This is a genomic window from Streptomyces sp. NPDC090088 (assembly GCF_044747345.1).
Classification (GTDB): Bacteria; Actinomycetota; Actinomycetes; order Streptomycetales; family Streptomycetaceae; genus Streptomyces.
In genome coordinates this window covers 407,361-430,695 of sequence record NZ_JBIVDZ010000004.1, presented here as the reverse complement: position 1 = coordinate 430,695, position 23,335 = coordinate 407,361, and the positions used below count along the sequence as shown (strand labels likewise).

The window sequence follows — 23,335 nt, the reverse complement described above, 5'->3', positions numbered from 1 at the left end:
AGCTGCCATGCCTTCCCCCGTCCTGCCTCTGACCTGGCACCTCGCCAAAGCCTCCGGCCGCCGCGGCCTGCACTCCCAGCTGCTCGCGGCCGGTGCCGCCGCCGTCGGCTCCTTCCTCCTCCTGGTGATGACCGCCGCCGCCCTCGGCGCGGGGGCCCGCGCCGACCACACCACCTGGCGCACCCCCGACGCCGTACCGCTGAAGCGGGCGACGGCCGTCCAGGCCACGACCATCACGTACGTCCGCGATGAACCGGTCACCGTGGTCAACCTGGCCCCGCTGCCTGGCCGCGCCCCGACCCCCGCGCCCCCAGGCCTGAACGGCTTCCCGAAGCGGGGCGAGGTGTACGTCTCCCCGGCTCTGGACGAGCTGCTGCACAGGCTCCCCGCCGACCAACTCGCCGACCGGTTCCCGAAGGTGAGGTCGTACGGCACGATCGGCGCCGCAGGTCTCGCCTCGCCCGACGAACTGGTGGCGGTGGTCGGACGGGTGCCCGGCGACCCGGCCGTCTCCGGGACGGCCGGGAACCAGAACTACTACGACGAGGGACTGACGCAGCGCGCGCCGGTCTCCGGGTTCACCGGGACCCGGGCGAGCGTGTTCACCGGCATCGACCAGGGGACCGTGCTGCTGGGGGTGGTACTCCTCGTCATGCCGGTCGTCGTGCTGGCCTCGGCCGCCGGACGGCTCGGCGCGGCCCGGCGTGAACAGCGCCTCGCCGTGCTGCGGCTGGCCGGGGCGACCCCGCGGCAGATCCTCGCCATGACCGCGGTCGAGGCGGGGGGAGTCGGTGCCGGCGGTGCACTGGCCGGTGCGCTGGCCTACGTGGTGCTCCTGCCCGCGCTGGCCGAGATCCCGTACGGCGTCGGCTCCTGGTACACGGGGCAGGTGTGGGTGGGGCCGCTGTGGCTGGCGGCGGTGGTGCTGACCGTCACGGCACTGATCACCGTGAGCGCGGTGACGATGCTGCGCCAGGTGGCCACCGCGCCCCTGGGCGTCGCCCAGCAGGCCGCCCCGCGCCGCACCCGTGCGATCCGCCTGGTGCTGTTCGTCGCCGTCCTGCTCGTCGTCTGGATGTCCACGGGCGACAGCGGCCAGCTGAAGACCCGGCAACTGCTCGCTCTGCTGGCGCTGTTCTACGGCGGGTTCTGGCTGTTCGGTCCCTGGGTCGTGGACCGGCTGGGCCGGATCGTGGGCCGCCGGGCCAAGCGCCCGGCCACGCTGCTGGCCGCCCGCCGGCTCAGCGACGACCCGCGCGGGGCCTGGCGCACCGTCAGCGGCCTGGTGCTCGCGGGATTCGTGGCCGGGTTCTTCTCCGTCAGCACGCTCGGCGCCGACGGCCCGAGCCACCACGGCCAGGTCGCGGTGATCACCGCGAACCCGGCCGACGCCCGGCACACGGCCACCGAGGCCCGTACCCTCCTGCGCCGGGCCGATGTCACGGCGACCGTCACGGTCACGAGCGAGAACGACTACGACAGCCTGCTGGGCGGCGTGGACGGCGTGATCGCCCAGGTCTCCGGCAGCCCGGAAAGCGTCGACACCGCCGTCACCGCCCTGACCCCTCTCGGGTCCGGCAGGTATCCGTTCACGCGGGAGTACGTGTCCGCGCCGGACGACACGGTCACGGCCCGCGTCGCCGCGGTCAGCACCGCGACCCTGGCGTTGAGCTTCCTTGTCGCGGCCGCTTCGGCCGGCCTCACGGCCGCTGCGAACGTCCTCGACCGGCGCCGGATCTACGGCCTGTTGCGCCTGTCCGGTACCCCGCTGGAGGTGCTGGACCAGGCCCGGATCCGCGAGACCGTCATCCCTCTGGCCGTCCTGGCCGGCGGCACCACCGCGATGGGTGCCTTCGGCGCCACGCAACTGAACAAGGCGGCCGGTACCACCATGAATGCCGTCGGCGCCCTGCAACTGGTGATCTGCCTGGCCGTCGGCGCGTTGGCCATGCTCGCCGCGATCGCCGGCAGTCGACCGCTGCTACGGAAGGTGACGGCAGGTCCGGTACAGGCGGAGGCCTGACGCCGTGCGAGTTGCCAAGGCCGGTTTGAATGGTGGGCAGCCCCCGGCGCTGCGCGCTGCCCACTCCGATGAGAGTCCGCGCATGAAACCGTTCAGTTTCCGGTGACTCATCGGTCGGTGTCGGCAGACATGGGCTCATACGGGTCGGCGCGTGGCGCCGGAACGACGACTCTGCTGAATCGCAGGAAAAGCGGGAGGGCGTCAAGGCAGCCCGCGACGAGGGGGCAAAGGATGCGAACGCCGAGGCCTCCAAGACGGGAAAACGTCCCACTGCCTCCTCGGAGGCGCCGTACCGCAAGGCCGAGTGGGTCCGGAGTGCCCAGCGTCCTCGGCCGCCGTCCCGCATATTCGCCAGGGCGTGCTCCTGCGCGTCGCCGATGCGCCGGAGCGGCACGCCGACGTCCTGGCGAGCGCCGAGGCGGCGGACACCAGCGGTCCCTGCGCCCTCTGCCCTGCCGACGAACTGCCCGCGAGCGCCGACGTGCCGCGCTGCTTCGCCGGCGCCGCGCGCAACCTGCTCGGACCCACGACGCCTTGGCCGAGCGGGCGACTCAGCAGGTCCCCGGCCCCGACGATCCGGCCGCCGACTTCGGCCCGCTCGACAATGGAGACCAGCTCACCTCCGTACGGCGTCTGCTACAGACCCTGCCCGACCACGCCGAGGCCGTCACCGGACAGCGCTGCCGGAACACCCCGGGTCCTTTCACCGGCGAGTCCGAGGCCTTCAGGCTGGCCAACGAGGTACCGCGGGGCTCGTCGTCAGCGTCTGGACGTACGGCACTCCGGTCACGGTAGTGACCCGTCGCTCACCGGGATGCGCGCATGTGCACAGGCCGAGCACGTCATGCCATGACGCGCGGGCCACTCGCCGTCGCCGACCGGTTCGCGCCGCGGCGGCTCTCGCCGGCGGTGGTGTGGATCCTCGGTGTCGCGGTGAGCCCCGACACCGCGGGAACGCTCGACCTCGGCCATCCGCGGTGGTCGAACTTCAGCGAGGCGTGGCGACAGGGAGGCTTCGGTCAGTACCTGAGGTCGAGCCTGATCATCACGGACACGGCGGTGACCGCGCCTCGACCGTGCGGGCGATCCTCAGCGGCTACGCCTTCGGGGTGCTGGGCGTGGTGGGGGAGAAGGTCCTCTTCCCGGTCCCTGCTCCTCGTCTCCGACCCGTCCCATCAGCCCATCAGCCTCGGACATCGTCTGTGGCGTGGCCCTCGGCGTCGAGTACGCCCACCGGCACACCTTCACCACCCGCACTGGGGCGCGGCTGAAGATCGCCACCTGGATCACCGGCTTCTGCGACACCCGTCGGCTGCACGGCGTGTCCGGATACGGGAGCCCGATCGACTGCGAACGTGACCATCAGGCCGACGCCGCTGGGGAATTGGGTGCTTAAAAGATCTCCACGGCGGGAGGGGATCCGACAGCATCGACAACCCCTGGAACCGTCCATCTGCTTGGCACCCGTGCCGGCGTCCTGCCCCTGCACAAACTGCGTGAGAAGGTCACTGTCCACGGCACCTGCATCGGCGTCTGTGGCGGCATCGACGGCGCTGCGGTGGCCCCTTCGACGTCGTCTCCTGGCCTCACCGGTGAGATCGGGCGGTGAGCGCTGCTGTCTGGCCGGAGCGTGTACCCCCTGTCTTAGGTGGCGTCTCCCGAACGGGGCTGTGCCACGTCAGGCCGTCTCCGCCATACGCTGCCAGGCGGCGGCAAGTCTGCCCACGTCGAGGTCTTCGCGATGGAGATGATCCAGGACCAGTCGGCGCAACGTGGCGACGTAGACCGGCAGTGCCTGTTCCAAGCGGGTGCGCCCGGTGTCGGTGAGGACGGCGTTGAACGACCGGGCGTCGTGTGGTGCCTGTTCACGCAGGAGCAGGCCCTCGGCGGCCAGGGCCTGGACGGTGCGCCCCAGCACCGGGGGCGAGACGTGACACAGGCCGGCCAGGTCGCCGAGTTTCATGGTGTGGTCGGAGGCCTTGCTCAGCGCCAAGAGAACGAAGTACTCGGTCCGGGTCAGGCCCTGAGTGCGCATCGCCTTGTCGAATGCCTGCGTCATGGCCATGACGGCCGGCTGCAGAGCCGCCAGGAAGGCCTCTTCCTCCTCGGTGAAGGGTGCGGCTTCGTCACTGGGTCCCATGCGAATCACATTAGCGCTTGCTTTCTTTCGGTAGCAAACTTATGTTTTCTTTCGAAAGAAAGTTTCTCTGTGGTCGTCGGCGTGGCCGCCTGCCGGGCTTCGGCCGAGCTGGAAGGACTGAACCCATGTACATCACCGCAGCCACCCTCAGCGTGCTGCTGACCCTGATAACGACCTCCGCCGGGGTGCCCAAGGTCAGGCTCAAGGGGGCGAGCATCGACACCCTCCAGTCGCACATGGGACTGAGCCCCGGGGCGGTCCGCCTGATCGGGCTGGCCGAGATCGCCGCCGCCGCCGGCCTGGTCGTCGGCCTCTTCTGGCAGCCCCTGGGCATCGCCGCGGCCACCGGCTTCGCCGTCCTGACGGTCGGCGCGGCCGTCTTCCACGGCAGAGCCGGCGACTTCGCCAACCCTGACACCCGCGCGAACGCCATCGCCCCCGTAGTGTTCTGCCTGCTTTCCGTCGCTGCGGCCGTCACCCTGACCCTGGCCATGTGACCCCACGCCCGGGGAGGTGGACTCGCCCGGTGGTCCCTCCTGCCCTGGAGGGGCCGCGCCCCAACGTGATCGCCACCCCCACCCCGCGTGGTGGACGGTCCCTCCGAGGAGGGCCCCACGGCGCGCAGGGGCTCCAGCGTCGATGCCGCCTCGGTCGTCACGGGGATCATCGCCTTCGCCCTTGGCGGCAGTTGATCGGCAACGGTTGGCGCAGCACCGACTACCGCCGCTGAGGCGTCATCGACGCGGCCACCGCGCGGCGGACTCAGAGAACCCCCTCTGATCCCCGGATTCAACCCCGACCCCAGCGTCGTACTCGTCGACGGCGCCTACTCCTTGGTGACCTCGACCTGCGAGCACCTTCCCGGAATTCCGGTCGCCCGGAACAGGTCGCGGTGAAACGGGCCCCCGCCCGCTGGGGTGTGCCGGTGCGCAGGTCGACGCCGGCCGAGGCGGTCCCTGAGGGCCAGGGCGTCGTCCAGGGTGCGCAGGGTGTGGGCCGGGGAGCTGCCGGGGCGTACACCAGTGGCCACGATCAGGCCACCGTCGTCGCGTACCGACGGTTCGCCGTCGACAAGCCGCGCCGGTACCGGCTCATGTTCGGACTGGAGTACGAGCCGGAGGGCCGGGCCGCCTCTGACCATCCGCTCGCCACCGTGTACCAGGCGTGGGCCGCCGCCGTGGAGACGTACCTGGCGGTGGTCGCCCCCGAGCGCTGCGCGGAGGCCCAGGTCCTGGGCACCCATCTGTGGACGGCCGTGCACGGTCAACTCGTCCTGTGGCGGATCCTGCCCCATGCCAGCAGCGAATCGCACTTGGCCGACCTGGAACGGTCTCTCCGCCGCCGCCTGCTCCCCGCGGCCGGGTCCCTCCGGACCGGGGAAGGGGACGGGACTGGGCCGGGGGCGGGGGGGCAAGAGCAAGCACGCTGGTGACCAAACGTGGTGATTGGTCACATTTCGCGAATGGGTGACCCGCACTCCGAGTCGGCAGCGGAAGTGCCGCTGCCGCGCGGCTACCGGGATCGCACTCGGCAACGTCGCCCGGCCTCGCGTCCCTCGGCACCAGCCCCGCAATATGGGTGAAGGGGGAAAGAACCCGAGGGTGTGGAGGCGAGGTGGTCGTGAAACGAATCCGCGCCGACGGAGCCCAGACGCCGAGCGGGCCGGTCGGGGAATCCGAGACGGCGCAGACAGCCATGGCCGTCGTCGACGAGCACGCCATGATCGCCGAATGGAACGAGGGCGCTCGCCGGCTCCTCGGCTATGCCGCTGCGGAGGTCGTCGGCACGCCGGCCGCCGACCTGGTCGACGCGCCGGTCCCTGACGAGGCGCTGCGGCAGTTGCCGTCCCTTCGCCGGTGGGTCGGGACGGCCCGGCTGCGTCACCGGGACGGCCACGTGGAGAACGTTCGTCTGCTCGCGCATCACCAGACGGACGACGACGGCGCCTCGTACTGGGTGATCCTGTCCGCGCGGATCGTCGGTGCCTTCGCTCCTGAGACCGGGGAACTTGTCAGGTGGAGCTTCTACCAGGCGTCCTGCTGCTCGATGGAGACGTACGACACCCGCCTTCGGCTGGTCAATGCCAACCATTTCGCCGAGCGCGCCATCGGCCTGTCCGAGGGCGAGATGCGTGGCCTCCTGCACTCCGAGCTCATGCTTCACGAGGAGTTCGAACGAGTTGAGCGTTGCATGGCGTGGGTGCTGGAATCCGGCCGGCCGCAGCATGTCGATGTCCAGGTTCAGGTCGCAGGTGAGCTTCGCAAGCAGGCATGGTCGTTGTCCGTCTACCCCCTCAAGGATGCTGGCGGCATCGTCCGGGGCGTAGGGCTGTCTGTGCATGACAGGACCGAACAGTACTGGGCTCACAAACGGCTGCGACTGCTCAACGACGCAAGCGCACGTATCGGCAGCACGCTGGACGTCGTCCGCACGGCCCAGGAGCTCGCTGATGTGGCTGTTCCCGACTTCGCCGACTTCGTCACGGTCGATCTGCTCCCCGATATCGAGCACGCTGAGGTGGCGCCGATCGAGCAAGTCTTGTTGAAGCCGGACGGGGTAGGGGCCTTCCGGCTCCGTCGCATCGCGCAGCAGTCGGTACTGCCGGGAGTGGTTGAGGCGGTGCTCCGCCCCGGGGAGGTGGATGTCTGGGGTCCGGGCTCTCCGACGGCGGAATGCCTGGCCAGTGGGCAGGCCGTACTCCACGCCGAACTCGATCCGCGGTCGGCCGGCTGGTCGGTCGGACACCCCGGCCGTCAGGCCACGATCCGGACCTACGGCATTCATACGGCCATGGCTGTACCGCTGCGAGCTCGCGGCCACACGTTGGGGGTGGCGGTCTTCCTCCGTCATCAGAGACCCGAGCCATTTGCCGAGGGCGACCTGCTCCTCGCGGAGGAGATCACAGCCCGGGCAGCGGTCTGTATCGACAACGCTCGCCGATACACACGCGAACGGGAGACGGCCCTGACCCTCCAGCGCACTCTGCTCCCCCGGCGCCTGCCGCCCCAGGTGGCGGTCGAGGCCACCTACCGTTACCTGCCCTCGGACACTGTGGCCGGCGTGGGCGGCGACTGGTTCGATCTGATCCCTCTCTCCGGTGCCCGAGTCGCGTTGGTCGTCGGCGATGTCGTAGGACACGGGGTCCAGGCCTCGGCGATCATGGGGCGGCTGAGGACCGCGGTTCGGACTCTCGCCGATATCGACCTGCCCCCGGACGAACTCCTCACTCATCTGGACGACCTGGTCATCCGGCTGTCCGAGGAGGCGCTCCCCGACGGCACCGCGCCTCCCGACCAGGCGACCGAAATGGCAGGTGGCCTCGGCGCCACATGTCTGTACGCCGTCTACGACCCGGTCTCCCGCACCTGCGCCCTCGCCAGTGCCGGCCATCCGGCACCCGCCGTCGTGAGCACGATAGGGAATGTCGACTTTCTGGATGTGCTGCCCGGCCCCCCGCTGGGCCTCGGCGGGGTCCCCTTCGAGACGACCGAGGTGTTCCTCCCGGAAGGCAGCCTCCTCGTCCTGTACACGGACGGACTCGTCGAGTCGCATGAACAGGACATGGATCTGGGCATCGAACGGCTGCGGAGGGCGCTCTCTCACCCGGCGGCATCGCTGGAAGACGTCTGCGACGCTGTGCTCGCGACGGTACCGCCGGAGCGCCCCGTCGACGACATCGCCCTCCTCGTCGCCCGCAGCCGGGCCTTCGATCCACACCTCGTGGTCACGTGGGACATACCGCCGGATCCCTCGGCGGTGGCCGGGGCCCGGAAGCTCGTCACCGACCAACTCGATGTCTGGGACCTGCAAGAGTTGTCCTTCGCCGCCGAGCTGGTGGTGAGCGAACTGGTCACCAACGCGATCAGGCACGCCTCACCACCCATCCGGCTGCGCCTCCTCCGGGACCGTCAGCTGATCTGCGAGGTTTCCGACACCAGCAACACCGCTCCGCACCTGCGCCGCGCCCGTACCTACGACGAGGGCGGGCGCGGCATACTCCTCGTGGCCCAGCTCAGCCGCAGCTGGGGCACGCGCCAGACCGGCACCGGCAAAACCATCTGGGCGGCGCTGGGTCTGGAGCCGCTTTCCTTGGACGCCTAGCACTCCAGCAGATGGTGCCCGGGTGTCCGTGGCGCCGCCGATCACGACCTGCGGCGCGACGTTCGCGGAGCTCAGCGCGAACCCAGCCGACGCCCGGCACCCCGCCACCCGGGTCCTGGGTTTCCTCGCCGCCGCCTCGGCCGGACTCGCCGCCGTCGCGAACGTCCTCGACCGGGGGGACGGCCTCGACTCCGGGAGCGCAGCCGCCCGTGGCGCCCGCTCGCCCTGTGGGCCTCGGTCTCTACAGAAGCTCAGGGGCTCCGGCTTCACCAGAGGTCACCCTCGTCCACGTCCCCCACCTCGACTACGAGCCTCAGCGCACCGGCCCCACCTCTCCCGAGACCATCCGCGCCGCACGTCAACTCGACGACGCTCTCAACCCGTTGATCGACCACTTCCATCGGGCCGGCGCCACCGTCGTGGCATTGAGCGAGTACGGCATCGCCCCCGCGTCCCGTCCCGTCGACATCAACCGCGCCCTGCGCCGGGCCGGACTGCTGGAGGTGCACACCCAGGACGGCATGGAGTACCTCGACCCCTGGACCTCCCGCGCCTTCGCCGTCGCCGACCATCAGATCGCCCACGTGTACGTGACGGACCCGGACGACATCAACCAGATTGCGGGGCTCCTCAGTGAACTCGACGGCGTGGCACAGGTCCTGGACGCGGACGGCAAGACGGCCCACGGACTCGACCACGAGCGTTCGGGTGAACTCGTCGTGATCGCCGACCCCGACGCCTGGTTCACGTACTACTGGCTCGACGACGCCCGCGCCCCCGACTTCGCCCGTCAGGTCGAGATCCACCGCAAACCCGGCTACGACCCGGCCGAGCTGCCATTCGACGAAACGGTCCCGGCGGTGAAGCTCCGCGCCGTCGGCTCGGTGGTGCGCAAGAAGGCCGGTTTCCGCTACCGCATCCGCACCGTCTCACTGGACCCCTCCGGCGTGAGCGGCAGCCATGGCCGCCTGCCCGATGACCCCGACCACAGCCCCGTACTCCTCTGTCACGTACCGGAATGCGCACCTTCGGTGTGAGCCGTTCGGGCTGCCACGCGGTCGGCCACGGTACGGGGGTCAGTCGGGCTCGTCTCCCGAACCGGTCCGGCGGCGTACGCGCTGCGGCTGGCCGTCGACGCGCACCCCGTCTGCCCCGATGCGCCATGGCAACGGATCGACGGTACTGGATCCTGGTCCCTGCGTGAGCCCTGTGCCCCGGGGGCGGTTGTCGCTCCGTTCGGGAAGACGGTGAATTGTGCCGGTGAGGATGCCGGACTTCGGTGGGGTGCGGGCGATCAGGGTGACGGCGAGGTGGCGGGCGGCATCCGGTACGCCGTTGTGTTCGATCCGGCGGTGCAGCAGGCTCGGCCGCGCCCGATCTCAGGAGTTGCAGGTGAGGTCTGTCTTCGGCAGGTGTCCGTCGGTGAGGTAGGCGTCGACTGTGCGGGTGACGCGGGCGGGGGCGCCGGGGAGGGCGTAGACGGTGTGGCCGCGGCCGCCGTGGATGTACACCAGACGCGATCCGTGCAGGGCGCGGTGCAGGGCACGGCCGCTGGAGAGGGGGGTCTGGGGGTCCCACTGGTTCTGTATGACGAGGGCGGCGGCCGTGTTGTCGACGCGGGTGGCGGGTTCGGCGCCGCGGGGCCAGAACGCGCAGGGGGTGATGTTGGCGGCGAAGTCGCCGTAGAGGGGGTGGCGGGCCTTCTCGCGGTGGGCGTCTCGCCGGTAGCGGGCGGGGTCGCGGGGCCAGGACGCGGTGTTGTCGGCGCAGGTGATGGCCCAGTTGAGGCCGACGGCGTTGTCGTTGGCCGGGTCGGCGGGGCTGGTGTCCGGGCGGGCGGACTGGTCGGTGGGGTGGGATGTGCGGAGGGTGACGATGTCGCGGGCGGCCTGGTATGGCTCGGCGGCGAAGGACCATCGCATCCAGGAGCGGATGTCGGCGCCGTTGAGGGACTGGCCCTGGTGGTCGAGGTCGTCGCCCTCGTACAGCAGCGGTGTGCGGTCGGCCCGCGCGACGAGTTGCCAGAAGCCGGCGCGGACCTTGGCGGGTGTGTCGCCGAGGTGGTAGGTACGGTCGCGGCGGGCGACGAGCTGGCTCCAGTCCTCGAAGGCGGGTTCGGCTCCGGCAGCCATGGCCAGGACTGTTCCTCTGCCGAACCGGTTCGGGTCCACAGCGCTGTCGAGGACCATGCGGTCGCTGCGACGGGGGAAGAGCTGGGTGTAGACGGCGCCGAGATAGGTGCCGTAGGACCAGCCGACGTAGGAGAGCTTCCTCTCGCCCAGGATGCCGCGGATGACGTCCATGTCCCGTGCGGTGTTGCGGGTGTTGATGTACGGCAGCAGTCGGCTTCCGTTGCGGGTGGTGCATTTGGCGGCGATATCACGGGCGCGCGCGGTGTCCTCGGCGAAGGTGGTGGCGCGGTAGGGGCGGTAGGGCTCTGTGGAGTCCGTCTCGTTCCGCGTCAGACCGCAGTGCAGCGGGCTGCTGGCGCCCAGGCCCCGTGGGTCGAAGCCGATCAGGTCGTAGCGTTGGAGGACGGTCTTGGCCAGTGCGTCCTTGAGTTGCAGGGGGTCCGCGAGGCCCTGGTCGCCGGGGCCGCCGGGGTTGGACAGGAGGACGCCGTGCCGTTTGCCCGGCGTGCTGGTGCGTATCCGCGAGATCCGCAGGCGCAAGGTCCGGCCGCTGGGGTGTGCGTAGTCGACGGGGACGGTGATGGTGGCGCATTGGTAGGTGGCGGGATCGTCGGCGTCGCACCGGTGCCATGCCGGGTGCTGACTGTAGTACCGGTCCAGACGGGCGGTGTGGTCGGCGGTCGTCGACGGGGCGGTGGATGTGATGGCCCCTTCTGCCACAGGCAGGGCGAGGGCGGCCAGCACCCCGGCGGCGGCCAGGGCGGCTATGCGGGTGGTACGGGGCATGCTGCGTCCTTCACGGGTACGGCCGTTGCGGGCAGGAGAGCCGACTGCGTCGTGCCTTACTCTCCGATCAGCGAGGTCGGCGGCGCCTCGGCCGAACGGCCATGGATCCGGCGCGCCCCTCGACCGAAAGACTGACCCTGTCGCCGTCACCCGCCGAAGCCGCTCCATACGCTTCCGGAACAGGTACTTGGCCGGCCGTATCGCGCGCCCTGCGGCGTGTACCAGGTGGGCACATCGAGCCGTGTGCGGATCCGCAGCGGCTTGCTGCGACCTGGACGGCGGCGGCTTGACTCAGGCGGTCCGTCCATTCGCCCCTTCGGCGGCGGTCGCGACGCCGGTCGGGCCTGCTCCGTCGGCGGTGACCGGTGGCAGTGGCGGGGACGGACGGCTGCCAAGTGGCGGCGGCCTTCTTCAGGATCTCCGCGCCGTGGCATCCTCATCTGGGCGCCGGCCGCGAGCGCCCAGCCCTCCGAACCGGCCCCCTCGGCTTCAGTCGTCCCTGCCGAGACACTGGCCTCGGACGCGGGCAGCGTCGAGATCACCGCGAAGGACACGGCCGGAGGCGTCCTCCCCGGCGCCGTGTTCCTGCTGCTCGACTCCGCCGGCCAGGAAGCAGGACGCGGCCAGAGCGACGCCCAGGGGAAGCTGACCTTCCCCGACCTCGCGCCCGGCGTCTACCGGCTCAAGGAGACGACCATCGGCAGCACGCTCCACGAGGTCATCGCCGACCAGGACGTCATCGTCACCCCCGGCAACACCACCCGGCTGGCGATCACCGACCCGTTCAAGGCCGCCAAGGTCCTCCTGCAGGCCAAGGACAACAAGACGGGAAAGCCCCTGCCCGGCGCGACCGTGAACATCGGCACCGGCACCTCCACGCCGTCGTGACTCTCGAAGCGGACTCGGCCATTGCGTCGGCAGGCGGCCACGGCGCCTCGCCGGCATCCGCGGCCGCACTTCACCAGAGTCGAGCGCACCGCCGCTTCAGAATCTGATTACGCGTCAGTAAAGTCAGCTTTGGGTCAGCATTCGTCCTGGCAAAGCTGCCCACAGATGCCCACACCTTGGAATCGAGAAGCCCCTCGGAGGCGTCGCTGCACCGGCCTCCGAGGGGACTTGCGTCAGTGAACGTCAAGGTGAGGTGGATGTTCGGGTGGCTCTGGGGGATTGGGGGCGGAATTCAGCGTCTTGCCTGGTCAGCGGGTTCGGCCTCGCGGCTTGAGAGGGGTCGCGGGCAGTGCCGGTGCGTGGAGCGGAGCGCCGTCGTAGCCCTTTACCTCACCGAAGCGGGTGCCCTTGGCCCAGTCTTCGCGGGCCTGGACGATCTCGTCCTGGGTGCGGGCGACGAAGTTCCACCACATGATCAGCTCCTCGTCGAACGGCTCGCCGCCGAGGAGCATGATCGCGGCGTCGGACTCGGCGCGCAGGGGGAGTTCGGAGCGGCCGCAGCCGAGGTAGAGCATGGAGCCGGGGAGTACCGGTACCCCGTCGACGTGGACCTCGCCGGACATGGCCAGGACGCCGTACTCGAAGTCGGGGTCGAGGGGCAGGCGCAGGTCGGTGCCCCGGGTGAGGGCGAGGTCGGCGCCGACGAGGGGGGAGAAGGTCGTACCGGGGGACGTCGCGCCGTCGAGGGTGCCGAGGATGACCGTGGCGGTCAGGCCGGGCGCGGTGACCGTGGGCAGGTCGGCGTGGTGCTCGAACCGCGGGTCCGTGTGGCGGTGGGAGTCCGGGAGGGCCACCCAGAGCTGTGCCCCGTGCAGGTACCGGGCGTGCGACTTGGGGCTCTCCTCGGAGTGGCTGATCGCCCGGCCCGAGGTCATCAGCCCGAGCTCGCGGGGGCGGATCGTCTGGAGGCTGCCGGTCGAGTCGCGGTGCAGGACCTCGCCCTGGTGCAGCCAGCTGACCGTCTGTAGTCCGATGTGCGGGTGCGGCGGCACCTGCATCCCGGGCTCGTCGGCGATGTCGTCGGGGCCGTAGTGGTCGACGAACGCCCAGGCGCCGATCATGCGGCGGCCGAGGTTCGGCAGCAGCCGGCGCACCTCGGTCGACTCGCCGAGTTGCACATGGCGGGGGCTCAGCAGCTCGCGGACAGGTTCGGCGACGACGAATCCGCGGCCACCGCACACGCTCGGAACGGGCGCGCGGTCAAGGTTGCTCATGCCGCCAAACTTAGCGGGCGGCGGTCCGTGTTGCCGAGCGGTCAGCCGGTCGTACGGAATCCGTCCCTCACGTTGTCGAAGACCGGCCGGTAGGTGTTCCAGGCGGCGTCCGGCGCGGAGAGGTAGATGTCGTACTCCCGGCCGCCCTCCCGGCCGTAGCCCAGGTCGATGGCGCGGAAGACGCGGGCCCGGCCCCGGAAGGTGAACTCCCAGATCGCGGCCGGCTGTCCGCGGAAGGCGGTCCGCTGCAACCGGAGTCTGCGGTAGGTCGGGTAGTTGACCTCGGTGTTGGTCTCGATGTCGGTGAAGTGCGTGATCGGGTTCGCGCCGGCCGGTTCCACCATGCCGATGGTGACGCCGGCCAGACCGGTCGGGTCCTTGTAGGTGACCTCGTCGGTGGCGCGGGTGCCGGCCGTCCAGCCGTCGGGGACCGGGAAGGAGACGCCGAGGGCGGTGTCGGTGACGCGGTGGTAGCCCCGGGGGAGGGCGGGAGCGGGCGTGGTGCTCGCCTTCGCCGTGGCCGGATGCTCCTTCGCGGGGGTGTGCGGGAGGGTGAGGGCCGTGACGGTGGCGGCCGCCGCGAGGGCGACGGCTCCCGCGGCCAGGGCGAGCCGGCCGCGCCGGGCGCGCCGTCGGCGTCTGCCGCCGCTGCCGGGCGCAGACAGCGGCGCGGACACCGGCAGCTGCGCGGACACCGGCAGCTGCGCGGACTCCGGCCCGTGCGGCTGCGGCGCTGCCGTCGGAGCCTCCGTCACCGCCCCCGACCAGGTCGCCAGCAGCGCCCGTTCCGTCCGTTCGGCCGACGGCCGGTCCGCCGGGTCCTTGGCCAGCAGCAGCTGGACGAGCGGCTCCAGCGGGCCCGCGTGCCGCATCGGCTCGACGGGATCGGTGACGATGGCGTACGCCGTCTCCATCGCGGTGTCGCGCCGGAACGGCGGCCGGCCCTCCACCGCCTGGTAGAGCGTCGCCCCCAGCGACCACAGGTCCGAGGCCGGTCCCGGCGTCAGCCCGCGCAGCCGTTCCGGTGCCATGTAGGGGATCGAGCCGACCATCTGGCCGGTCTGGGTGAGCGTGGAGGACCCGGCGGTCAGCGCGATGCCGAAGTCGGTGAGGACCACCCGGTCGCCCGGGCCGAGGAGCACGTTGCCGGGTTTGACGTCCCGGTGCAGCACACCGGCCGCGTGCGCGGCGCGCAGGGCGGCGATCATGCCGAGGCCGATCCGGGCGGCCTCCTCGGGCGGCAGCGTCCGGCCGCCGTCGAGCACGTCCGCGAGGGTGGTCGCCGGGACGTACTCCATGACGATGCACGGGCGGCCGTCGTCCTCGACGACGTCGTGCACGACGACCACGTTGGGGTGCACGACCCGGGCGGCGCTGCGGGCCTCGCGGCGGGTGCGTTCGTAGAGGGTGGCCAGCTCGTCGTCGGAGAGCTGGGGGCGGGCGTGGATCTGCTTCAGCGCGACCTGCCGGGCCAGCACCTCGTCGTCGGCCCGCCACACCGTGCCCATGCCGCCGCGCCCGATCCGCTCGGTCAGCCGGTAACGGCCGGCGACCAGCCGCCCTTCGTCCGACACCGCCCCGTCCTCCGCCAGCTCTGTCCCTATTCGATCAGCCACGTCACGATAACCGCCCGTTCCTGATCACCTGTGGTGGTCCGACGGCGACCGGTCCGGCCGTCCTGGGAAGGCGGGGTAGGCCGGTCGTGTTCGGCTGCGAATCAACAGGGAAGGCCGCCGCCAGGCAATGAATGCAGGCGGCGGCCGTGTTCGGATGTGCTCGGGTTCACTGTCGTGTACGTCAGCGGGCGGTCAGTTTCCACAAGTGGTCGGCCGTGCCGTTGTCGTCCCACTGCAGGACCTGGGCGCCGGACGAGGTGCTCATGCCGGTCACCCCGAGCAGCAGTCCGCTGTTGTAGTTGGCGATCTTGTAGTAGCCGTCGCCGGACGGGATCAGCTGCCAGAGGTGGTCGGCGGTGCCGTTGTCGCCCCAGATCAGGGCCGTCCCGCCGGCACTGGTGCTCATGCTCGTGATGCCGAGGAGCAGTCCGCTCGCCTGCTGCTGGATCTTGTAGAGGCCGCTGCCTGCCGCCACCAGGGTCCAGTTCTGGTCGGTGCCCGTGGTGGACCCGGCCTGGACGACGGCGGTGCCCTGGGCGGTACCGGCGCCGCTGGTGTCCAGGGCCAGGCCGCTGTTCTTGTTGGTGATCTGGTAGCGCCCGGCCAGCGAGGTGGCGGTGCCGCTCGGGGTGACGGTGAGGTGGTAGCCGTCGGAAGCGTTCATGGTCACCGGTACGGTGATCGAACCGCCGCTGACCGGGTAGTCGGTGTCCGAGACGGTGACCGGCCCGGAGACCCCGGTCGTACGGCCCTTGGACGGCGTGTACTCCAGCTTGACGTGCACGGTGCCGCCGAAGGCCGACAGCGACGACAGTCCGTTGACGGTGACGGCACAGGAACCGGTGCAGCCGCCGGTGACGACGCTGATCTGGTTGGCCGAGCCGTTGAGTGATGCGAAGCCGTCGATGCCCGTCTGTGCCGGGGGCGTGGTGACCAGCATGTTCCCGGACATGTCGCCGTACCACTTGTAGAGCCAGTACGCGCCGTTCGGCGAGCCGCCGGTGTCGGTGAGGGTGTCGCCGAGGGTGCCGTAGTGGTTCCAGAAGGCCAGTTCGGCGTCGTGGACGCCGGTCCGCTCGAACTTGGCGACATAGCTCGCGAGCGGTCCGGGGACGCCGACCTCGGCGGTGGTGCCGTACTCCTCGATGGCGATCGGGCGGGCGCTGAGGCCGAGGCTCGACTCCAGTGCCCGGTAGTCGGCCACGTGCGCGGCGATGTTCGCGCTGGACTGGAGTTCGTGCCAGGCGATGATGTCCGGCACCGCGTTGTTCGCGATGGCGTCCTGGAGGAACGTCTTCATCTTGCTGTCGGTGTACGTGGCGAAGCTGGGGCCCTGGACGGGCGTGGCGGTGTCCTTGGCGCGCACCTCCTTGTACGTCCGTGACCAGCCGTCGTCGAAGGCGCCGGCCGCCGAGGTGTCCCAGGTGCCGTCGGGCTCGTTCCACAGCTCGTAGGCGCTGATGTTGGTGGCACCGGACGCCTTCACGGACGCGATCTGCTGGTCCACGGCGGCCAGCCAGTTGCTCCAACTCACCCACTTGTAGGGAAAGTTCGGGTACCAGTCCGGCATCCGTACGACCACCTTGGCACCGGCCCTCGCCGCCTCGGGGGCGACGACCAGGGCGTCCCCGCCGGGGGTGGACTCGCCGTTGGGCAGCTGGCTGCCGCCGGGCGCCATCTGGACGAAGGTGTTCGGCTTGAGCGGCTCGACCAGGCTGTCGGCCGGGACGCTCGCGGTGTCCAGGCCGTAGAGGCTGCCCGTGGCCACGTGGGTGACCGGGCGGAGCGTCTGGTTCGCGCTCACCACGAGGGTGGTGGCGGAGGTGGGCGCCGCGTGGGCGGGCGCGGCGGTGCCGAGGGCGGCGGTGAGTACCACTGCACCGAGGGCGGCTCCGAGAGTGGCTCTGAAAGGTGTGCGGCTCATGGCATGGGTCTCCTTGAGGAGTCGGGGGTGTCAGTCCTTCACCGCGCCCGCGGTCACGCCCGCGGCCACATAGCGCTGGGCGAGGACCAGGAGGACGGCCGCGGGGATCGACGCGACCACGGCGGTGGCCATGATCGCGTTCCACTCCTGGTTGTTGTTGCCGATGTACTGGTAGATGCCGAGGGTGATCGGCTTCCAACTGCCGCCGCCGTCGAGGGTGGTGGCGAAGACGAAGTCGGACCAGGCCCACAGGAAGCCGAACAGCGAGACGGTGACGACCGCGTTGCGGCTCAGCGGGAGGACGACCGAGCGGAAGGTGCGCCAGGTGCCGGCGCCGTCGATCCGCGCGGCCGAGACCAGTTCGCCGGGGATGCCCGACATGAACGCGGTGAAGATCATGACGCCGAAGGGGACGGCGAGGGTGGAGTCCGCGACGATCAGGCCCCACCAGGAGTTGAGCAGACCGAGGTCCAGGAAGACGCCGTAGAAGCCCATCGCCATGACGATCCCGGGGATCATCTGCGCGATGAGGAGGGCGAGTCCGAGCGCGCCGCCGCCGCGCGGGCGGAGCTTGGCCAGGGCGTAGCCGGCCGGGGCGGCGATGACGAGGGTGAGGGCGACCGTGCCGAGGCCGATGAGCAGGCTGGTGCCCAGGTAGGGGAGTTGGTCGTGGAGGACGGCCCGGTAGCCCTCGAACGTGGGGTGCAGCGGGAGCAGGTCCGGCGGGTCCTTGCGCATGTCCTGCTGCGGGGTGAGGGACACGTTCAGCATCCAGTACACCGGGAACAGCATCAGCGCGGTGAGGAGGAGGCCGACCAGGGTGTAGGCGCGTGACTTCACGCTTCCTGCCTCCTCTGGACACGGACGTACAGCAGGCCGAAGACCAGGGCGATGAGGATCAGGATGTTGCCGACGGCGGCACCGGGGCCGAACTTCGGCAGCAGCGTGCCGAAGCCCAGCTGGTACGACCAGGTGGCCAGGGTGGTGGAGGCGTCGCCCGGACCGCCCTTGGTCATGATCCAGATCAGGTCGAAGACCTTGAGCGTGTAGACGAGCCCGAGCAGCAGGGTGATCGCCGACACCGGGCGCAGCAGCGGGAAGGTGATCCGGCGGAACTGCTGCCAGGCGCCCGCCCCGTCCAGGGCCGCCGCCTCGTACAGCTCGCCGGGGATGTTCTGCAGCCCGCTGTAGAGGATGACCAGGTTGAAGGGGATGCCGATCCAGATGTTGGCGACGATCACGGCGGTCAGCGCCCAGCTCGGCGAGGTCAGCCAGCCGACCGGGTCGACGCCGAAGAAGTGCAGGAAGTAGTTCAGCACCCCCGACTCGCTGTTGAACATCCACGACCAGGTCGACGCCGACACGATCAGCGGCAGCAGCCAGGGGATCAGGAACAGCGCCCGCAGCACGGTCGACAGCCGGAAGTGCCGGTTGAAGAAGACCGCGAGGGCGAGACCGGTCGCGTACTGGAAGGCGATCGACACGAAGGTGAAGACCATCGTGTGCCGCATCGCCGGGCCGAACGTCGGATCGTCCAGCACCGTACGGAAGTTGTGCCAGCCGGAGAAGGGCGCGTCGCCCGCCACGAACGACCGCACGGTGTAGTCGCGCAGGCTCAGGTCGAGGTTGCGGTAGAGCGGATAGAGGTAGAAGGCGGCGAGGTAGACGAGCAGGGGCGCCACGAAGGCGAGCGCGGTCAGCCGGCTTCGAAGCCCAGGGGACAGCCGAACTCCCTGCGGTACAGCGCCCCTGCAGGGGCGCGGGGGCGCATCGACATGCGGCTCCGCCGCGTGGCGCGACAAGCCCCCGCCGGCCCGCAGATTCACGGCCACCGGTGTCAGCCCTTCCCCGCCGCGGCCTGCGCAGCTGCCAGCGCGTCCTGCGGGCTCTTGCTCCCCGACAGCGCCGCCTGGACGGCCGTCCACATCGGCTGCGAGATGGTCGGGTACTTGGTGCCGAGCCCGCCGCTGGTACGGCCCCGGGCCGCCGCGACCGCCGCCACCCAGGGCTTCAACTCCGGGTTCTTCTTGACCTGTTCGGTCTGTACGGCGGCGGTGGGCGCCACGTACATGAGCGTGGTGTCGGTGGGCAGCAGGTTGGCGTCGCTGGTCAGACAGCCGACGATCTTCTTGCTGACCTCGTAGCGCGAGGTGTCCTTCTGCACGGGCACGGTCACGAACTCGCCGCCCGTCGGCACCGGCGCCGAACCGCCGTTCTGCCCGGGGATGTTGACGACCCCGTACGGGAAGCCGGCCTTGTCGGCGTTGCCCAGCTGCCAGGTGCCGTTCTCGCTGAACGCGTAGTCGCCGGTGGCGAACTCCTGCCAGCTGGTGGTCTGGGTGTTCTGGAGGACGTCCTTGGGTGCGTACCCCGCGTCCACCCACTGCTTCCACAGCGTCAGCGCGGCGACCCCCTTGGCCGAGTCGAGCCGGGTGAGGTCACCGCCCGCGCCCCAGAACCAGGGCAGGAACTGGAAGCTGCCCTCCTCGGTGTTGATCGCCGAGAAGGTGATGCCCTTCTTCCCGGCCGCCTTGACCTTCTTCAGCGCGGCCGTGAGGGAGGCCCAGTCGGTGATCGAGGCCGGGTCGACACCGGTGGCCGAGAGGACCTTCTTGTTGTAGTAGAGCGCGAGGGTGTTGGCGCCGATCGGGACCCCGTAGGCGGCGCCGTCGATCGTGCCGGCGCCGATGATGTTCTGCTGGATCGAGGAGGTGTCGAGCCCGAGGTCGCTCGTCTTGTTGAGGATCCCCGCCTCCACCAGCGTGGAGACGACCGGGTTGTCGACCAGCATCACGTCCGGCGCGTTGCCCTGCTGGGCGGCCAGCAGCGCCTTGTTGCCGAGGTCGGTGGTGTCGTACGCGGCCCGCTTGAGCTTCACCCCGGCCGCGGTGCCGCACGCGGCGACCCGCTTGCCCCAGTCCGAGGAGGCGTCGAACTGGGGGTACGGGTCCCAGAAGGTGTACGTCCCGCCGGCCGGGGACGACGATCCGGAGGAGCCGGAACCGCCACCGCAGGCGGTGAGGGGGAGCAGGGTCGTCAGGGCGACGACCAGGAGGGTACGGCGGGTGGGTATCACGGGGTGACCTCGTTGTCGTAGGACGGGGTGTGTCAGGTGGTGGGGAGCCAGACGCGCATGCTGCCGTCCTCGCGGTTGGCCCAGACGTGGTACGGGATCGCGGTCAACTCGACCGGGTCGCCCCCGGGTTCGGCTTCGGCGTCGGCGGCCGGGGCGTACGGCCACCAGCCCCGGTCGGGGATGCGGCGCCGCCGGCCGGCGGCCACCACGGTGGTGACGCCGCCGAGCAGGTCCGGGCGGTGCTTGACGGCGAGCGGCCGGGACGGGTCGAGGACGACGTCGTCCAGGCCGCCGCCCGGATGGTCCACCTGCTCCAGGCAGTGGACGAGCGGCCCGCGCTCGATCGCCACACAGCCGCGTACGGCGTCCACCCGAGGGTCGGCGGCGGTGAGCCGGGGTTCCAGGCCGAGTTCGAGGAGCACCCGGTCGCCCGGCTCCCAGGTACGGGTCAGCCGCAGCCATCCTTCGTCGACGGGGGCGTCGGACCGGTCGTACGACTCCGCGCCGCACCGCACCCGGAACTCCCGGCACCACTGCGGGATGCGCAGCGACAGCGTCCAGGGCCCGTCGGCCGGGGTCTCCTCGACGGTGAGCGCGATCGTGCCGTGCCAGGGGTAGTCGGTCGCGGCGCGCACCCGGACCCGGTCGGTCTCGTACACGCCCGTGACGAACTGGTGGATCTGCAGGCCCTGTTCGTCGCTCGTCGCCAGGTAGTGCTGCAGGCTCGCCAGCAGGCGCATCACGTTCGGCGGGCAGCAGGCGCAGCGGAACCAACGGGTGCGGCGGGCCGACTGGTCGCCGCCGGTGTCGGTATGGCCGTCGCGGACCTGGAGCGGATTGACATACAGCCACCGCTCGCCGTCGAGCGACACCCCGGCCAGGAACCCGTTGAAGAGGGTGCGCTCGACCAGGTCGGAGTAGCGGGCCTCGCCGGTGAGCAGGGCGAGGCGCCAGCTCCACTGCACCGAGGCGATCGCGGCACAGGTCTCGCAGTAGGCGCGCTCGTTGGGGAGTTCGTACGGGTCGCCGAAGTCCTCCTGGTCGTGGTGCGCGCCGAGACCGCCGGTGAGATGGGTCTTGGTGGCCGTCATCGCCTGCCACAACCGCGTTCCGGCGGCGAGGAGTTCGGCGTCGCCGGATTCGGCCGCCAGATCCGCGGCGGCGGCGAGCAGGTACAACTGCCGTACGGCATGGCCCTCGACGTTCGTCGCCGCGCGCAGCGGGACGCGGTCCTGGCAGTAGGCCTCGCCGCCGAGCAGGCCGTGGCCGTGCCGGTCGACGAAGTAGCCGGCCAGGTCCAGGTAGCGGCGCTCGCCGGTCTCCCGGTACAGCTCCACCAGGGCGGTCTCGACCTCCGGGTGGCCGTCGATGCCGTCGACGGGCCTGCCGCTGCCGGGGAGACCGAACACCGAGTCGATGTGGTCGGCGAACTTCCGTGCCACGTCGAGGAGTTCGGGGCGGCCGGTGGAGCGGTGGTGGGCCACGGCGGCCTGGATCAGATGGCCCGCGCAGTACAGCTCGTGGCCCCAGCGCAGGTCCTGGTAGCGCTCGCCGCCCTTGACCAGCTGGAACCAGGTGTTGAGATAGCCGTCGGGCTGCTGGGCCCCGGCCACCAGGGCGACGATCCGCGCCACGTCGGCGGCCAGCGCCGCGTCCTCCCCGTGGGCGAGGTGCCAGGAGGCCGCCTCCAGCCACTTGTAGACGTCCGTGTCGACGAACGGGTACGCCCCCTGGAACTCGCCCTCGGCGCTGCCGGCCGCCAGCCGCAGGTTGTGCAGGTTTCCGGCGGACTCCAGCAGGTCCGGGCCCTGGGGGAGGGAGACGCGGGCGTTGGTCGCGCGGCGGTCGTGCCAGAAACCGCCGTCGATGGTGACGGCCGCCGGGCGCAGCGCGGTGTGCGCGGCGGGAGTGAGACGGACCGGACCGGCGGGGGAGGACAGGGCGGAGCGACTGCGGGGCATGGCTCTCCGGGGAGGGGGGAGGGTGGGCTGGGGCCTCGACGTGGTGGCTTGAGCTTCTTGAGCTCGGGGCTCGGGGTCTTTCGAAATGCCGAACACTGTCTGGGACTTGGGATGCGGGGAGATGGGGAACCATCTTGCGCAACCGTTTTCTCGCCGAGAAGTACAGGGCAGTCGAGGAGACGGGTCAAGACGCCCGGCGGGGTTTTTTCAACTTGCCCGCGAGTGCTGGCACTTCGCGCGGGCGGCTGCGACGATGTGGGGCGACTGTGCCGCCGGGAGCCCGGCGGCCCGGCCGAGAAGCCGTCCAGGAAAAGGTTTGCCCGTGACCTCTGCTCCAGACTCCCCGCCCGCCGGCCGGGCCAGGCTCACCGATGTCGCCGCGCTCGCCGGCGTCAGCGTGGGTACCGCGTCCAAGGCGCTCAACGGCGCCGGCCGGATGCGCCCGGAGACCAGGCAACGCGTGCTGGACGCGGTGACGGCCCTCGGGTTCCGGCCCAACCAGCACGCGCAGAGTCTGCACAGCGGCCGCAGCTGGACGGTCGGCCTGGTGACCACGGACGGCATCGGCCGCTTCAGCACCCCGGTCCTGCTCGGCGCCGAGGACGCGCTCGGCGCCGGGAAGATCTCCGTCCTGCTCTGCGACACCCGCGGCGACGCCATCCGCGAGCAGCACCATCTGCGCACCCTCACCGACCGCCGTGTGGACGGCATCATCGTCACCGGCCGCCGTACCGACCCCCGCCCGCCCCTGACCGGCATCGACCCCGCGATCCCGGTCGTCTACGCGCTCTCCCCGTCGACCGACCCCGCCGACACCTCCGTGGTCACCGACGACCGGGGCGGCGCCCACCTCGCCCTGGAACACCTGCTGGCCACCGGCCGGACCCGGATCGCCCACGTCACCGGGCCCGAGCACCACCAGGCCGCCCGCGACCGCGCCCGGCACGCCGTCGAGCACCTGGCCGGCGCCGGTCTCCCGCTCGCCACCGGGCGGGTGCACTACGGCGAGTGGAGCGAGGCCTGGGGGCGGCGCGCCGCCGACGCGCTGCTGCGGACGGCACCCGACACGGACGCCGTCTTCTGCGGCAACGACCAGATCGCCCGCGGGATCGCGGACGCGCTGCGCGAGCGCGGCAAGGGCGTGCCGGGGGACATCGCCGTGGTCGGCTACGACAACTGGGACACGATGGCCCTCGCCTGCCGCCCGCCGCTCACCACCGTCGACATGAACCTGGCCGAGATCGGGCGGATCGCCGCGCTACGGCTGCTCCAGGCCATCGACGCCGAGCCGGAGCCCGGGGTGCACACGGTGCCGTGCCGGCTGGTGGTGCGCGAGTCGAGCTGACCTCGCTCCCGCGATACCCGATCCTGCTTGAGTAAGTCAATCAATTGACTTACATTCGGGAGGGTCGTG

At 70.9% G+C, this 23,335-nt stretch carries 15 protein-coding genes and 2 pseudogenes; 8 read left to right on the top strand and 9 right to left on the bottom strand.

All coding sequences use genetic code 11. The features are described 5' to 3' along the window. The first annotated feature begins 7 nt into the window (after positions 1-7). Positions 8-2,023 carry an ABC transporter permease gene (locus ACIPSJ_RS22080; protein ID WP_401347943.1) on the top strand — a complete coding sequence of 672 codons (2,016 nt, stop codon included), beginning with the start codon at positions 8-10 and terminating at the stop codon, positions 2,021-2,023. A 1,207-nt stretch (positions 2,024-3,230) separates the two neighbouring features. After that, entirely contained in the window at positions 3,231-3,419 is a 189-nt protein-coding gene (locus ACIPSJ_RS22075; protein ID WP_401347941.1) for a hypothetical protein, read from the top strand. Between the two features lie 282 nt (positions 3,420-3,701). Here ACIPSJ_RS22075 and ACIPSJ_RS22070 read toward each other — a convergent pair whose 3' ends face one another. Next, complete coding sequence (locus ACIPSJ_RS22070; RefSeq protein WP_401347939.1) at positions 3,702-4,163, bottom strand: MarR family winged helix-turn-helix transcriptional regulator; 462 nt, start codon at positions 4,161-4,163, stop codon at positions 3,702-3,704. A 125-nt stretch (positions 4,164-4,288) separates the two neighbouring features. Here ACIPSJ_RS22070 and ACIPSJ_RS22065 point away from each other — a divergent pair, with 125 nt between their 5' ends. The 4 genes and pseudogenes from ACIPSJ_RS22065 to ACIPSJ_RS22050 all read left to right on the top strand — a co-directional run. After that, complete coding sequence (locus ACIPSJ_RS22065) at positions 4,289-4,660, top strand: DoxX family protein (protein ID WP_401347937.1); 372 nt, start codon at positions 4,289-4,291, stop codon at positions 4,658-4,660. A gap of 428 nt (positions 4,661-5,088) precedes the next feature. Further along, positions 5,089-5,595, top strand: coding sequence for a TetR-like C-terminal domain-containing protein (locus ACIPSJ_RS22060; RefSeq protein ID WP_401347936.1), 507 nt, complete (start codon positions 5,089-5,091; stop codon positions 5,593-5,595). 188 nt (positions 5,596-5,783) lie between these two features. After that, a complete protein-coding gene (locus ACIPSJ_RS22055; RefSeq protein WP_401347933.1) occupies positions 5,784-8,264 on the top strand; it encodes a SpoIIE family protein phosphatase in 2,481 nt (826 codons plus the stop codon). A gap of 269 nt (positions 8,265-8,533) precedes the next feature. After that, positions 8,534-9,301, top strand: a pseudogene (locus tag ACIPSJ_RS22050) (alkaline phosphatase family protein); the annotation flags it as partial. A gap of 342 nt (positions 9,302-9,643) precedes the next feature. On the opposite strand, the gene ACIPSJ_RS22045 reads toward ACIPSJ_RS22050, so the two are convergent. Further along, on the bottom strand, positions 9,644-11,182 hold the full coding sequence (locus tag ACIPSJ_RS22045; RefSeq protein WP_401347930.1) for an alpha/beta hydrolase: 1,539 nt from the start codon (positions 11,180-11,182) through the stop codon (positions 9,644-9,646). A 432-nt stretch (positions 11,183-11,614) separates the two neighbouring features. On the opposite strand from ACIPSJ_RS22045, the pseudogene ACIPSJ_RS22040 reads away from it, so the two are divergent. Continuing rightward, positions 11,615-12,061 (top strand): annotated as a pseudogene (locus tag ACIPSJ_RS22040) (collagen binding domain-containing protein); the annotation flags it as partial. Between the two features lie 317 nt (positions 12,062-12,378). On the opposite strand, the gene ACIPSJ_RS22035 reads toward ACIPSJ_RS22040, so the two are convergent. The 7 genes from ACIPSJ_RS22035 to ACIPSJ_RS22005 form a co-directional block, all read right to left on the bottom strand. Beyond that, on the bottom strand, positions 12,379-13,344 hold the full coding sequence (locus tag ACIPSJ_RS22035; protein ID WP_401347929.1) for a pirin family protein: 966 nt from the start codon (positions 13,342-13,344) through the stop codon (positions 12,379-12,381). A 41-nt stretch (positions 13,345-13,385) separates the two neighbouring features. Next, on the bottom strand, positions 13,386-14,918 hold the full coding sequence (locus ACIPSJ_RS22030) for a protein kinase (protein WP_401347927.1): 1,533 nt from the start codon (positions 14,916-14,918) through the stop codon (positions 13,386-13,388). A 223-nt stretch (positions 14,919-15,141) separates the two neighbouring features. Beyond that, positions 15,142-16,884, bottom strand: coding sequence for an RICIN domain-containing protein (locus ACIPSJ_RS22025; RefSeq protein ID WP_401347924.1), 1,743 nt, complete (start codon positions 16,882-16,884; stop codon positions 15,142-15,144). 30 nt (positions 16,885-16,914) lie between these two features. Continuing rightward, positions 16,915-17,676 carry a carbohydrate ABC transporter permease gene (locus tag ACIPSJ_RS22020; protein WP_401348662.1) on the bottom strand — a complete coding sequence of 254 codons (762 nt, stop codon included), beginning with the start codon at positions 17,674-17,676 and terminating at the stop codon, positions 16,915-16,917. 44 nt (positions 17,677-17,720) lie between these two features. Continuing rightward, a complete protein-coding gene (locus ACIPSJ_RS22015) occupies positions 17,721-18,725 on the bottom strand; it encodes a carbohydrate ABC transporter permease (protein ID WP_401348660.1) in 1,005 nt (334 codons plus the stop codon). Continuing rightward, the gene (locus ACIPSJ_RS22010) at positions 18,722-19,960 is read right to left on the bottom strand and encodes an extracellular solute-binding protein (RefSeq protein WP_401347922.1); all 1,239 of its coding nucleotides are present in this window, start codon (positions 19,958-19,960) and stop codon (positions 18,722-18,724) included. Before ACIPSJ_RS22010 ends, ACIPSJ_RS22015 begins: the two co-directional genes overlap by 4 nt. 32 nt (positions 19,961-19,992) lie before the next feature. Further along, positions 19,993-21,921: a glycoside hydrolase family 127 protein gene (locus ACIPSJ_RS22005; protein WP_401347920.1), complete on the bottom strand. Its 1,929-nt coding sequence runs from the start codon at positions 21,919-21,921 to the stop codon at positions 19,993-19,995. A 322-nt stretch (positions 21,922-22,243) separates the two neighbouring features. Here ACIPSJ_RS22005 and ACIPSJ_RS22000 point away from each other — a divergent pair, with 322 nt between their 5' ends. Next, positions 22,244-23,266: a LacI family DNA-binding transcriptional regulator gene (locus ACIPSJ_RS22000; protein ID WP_401347917.1), complete on the top strand. Its 1,023-nt coding sequence runs from the start codon at positions 22,244-22,246 to the stop codon at positions 23,264-23,266. Positions 23,267-23,335 lie beyond the last annotated feature (69 nt).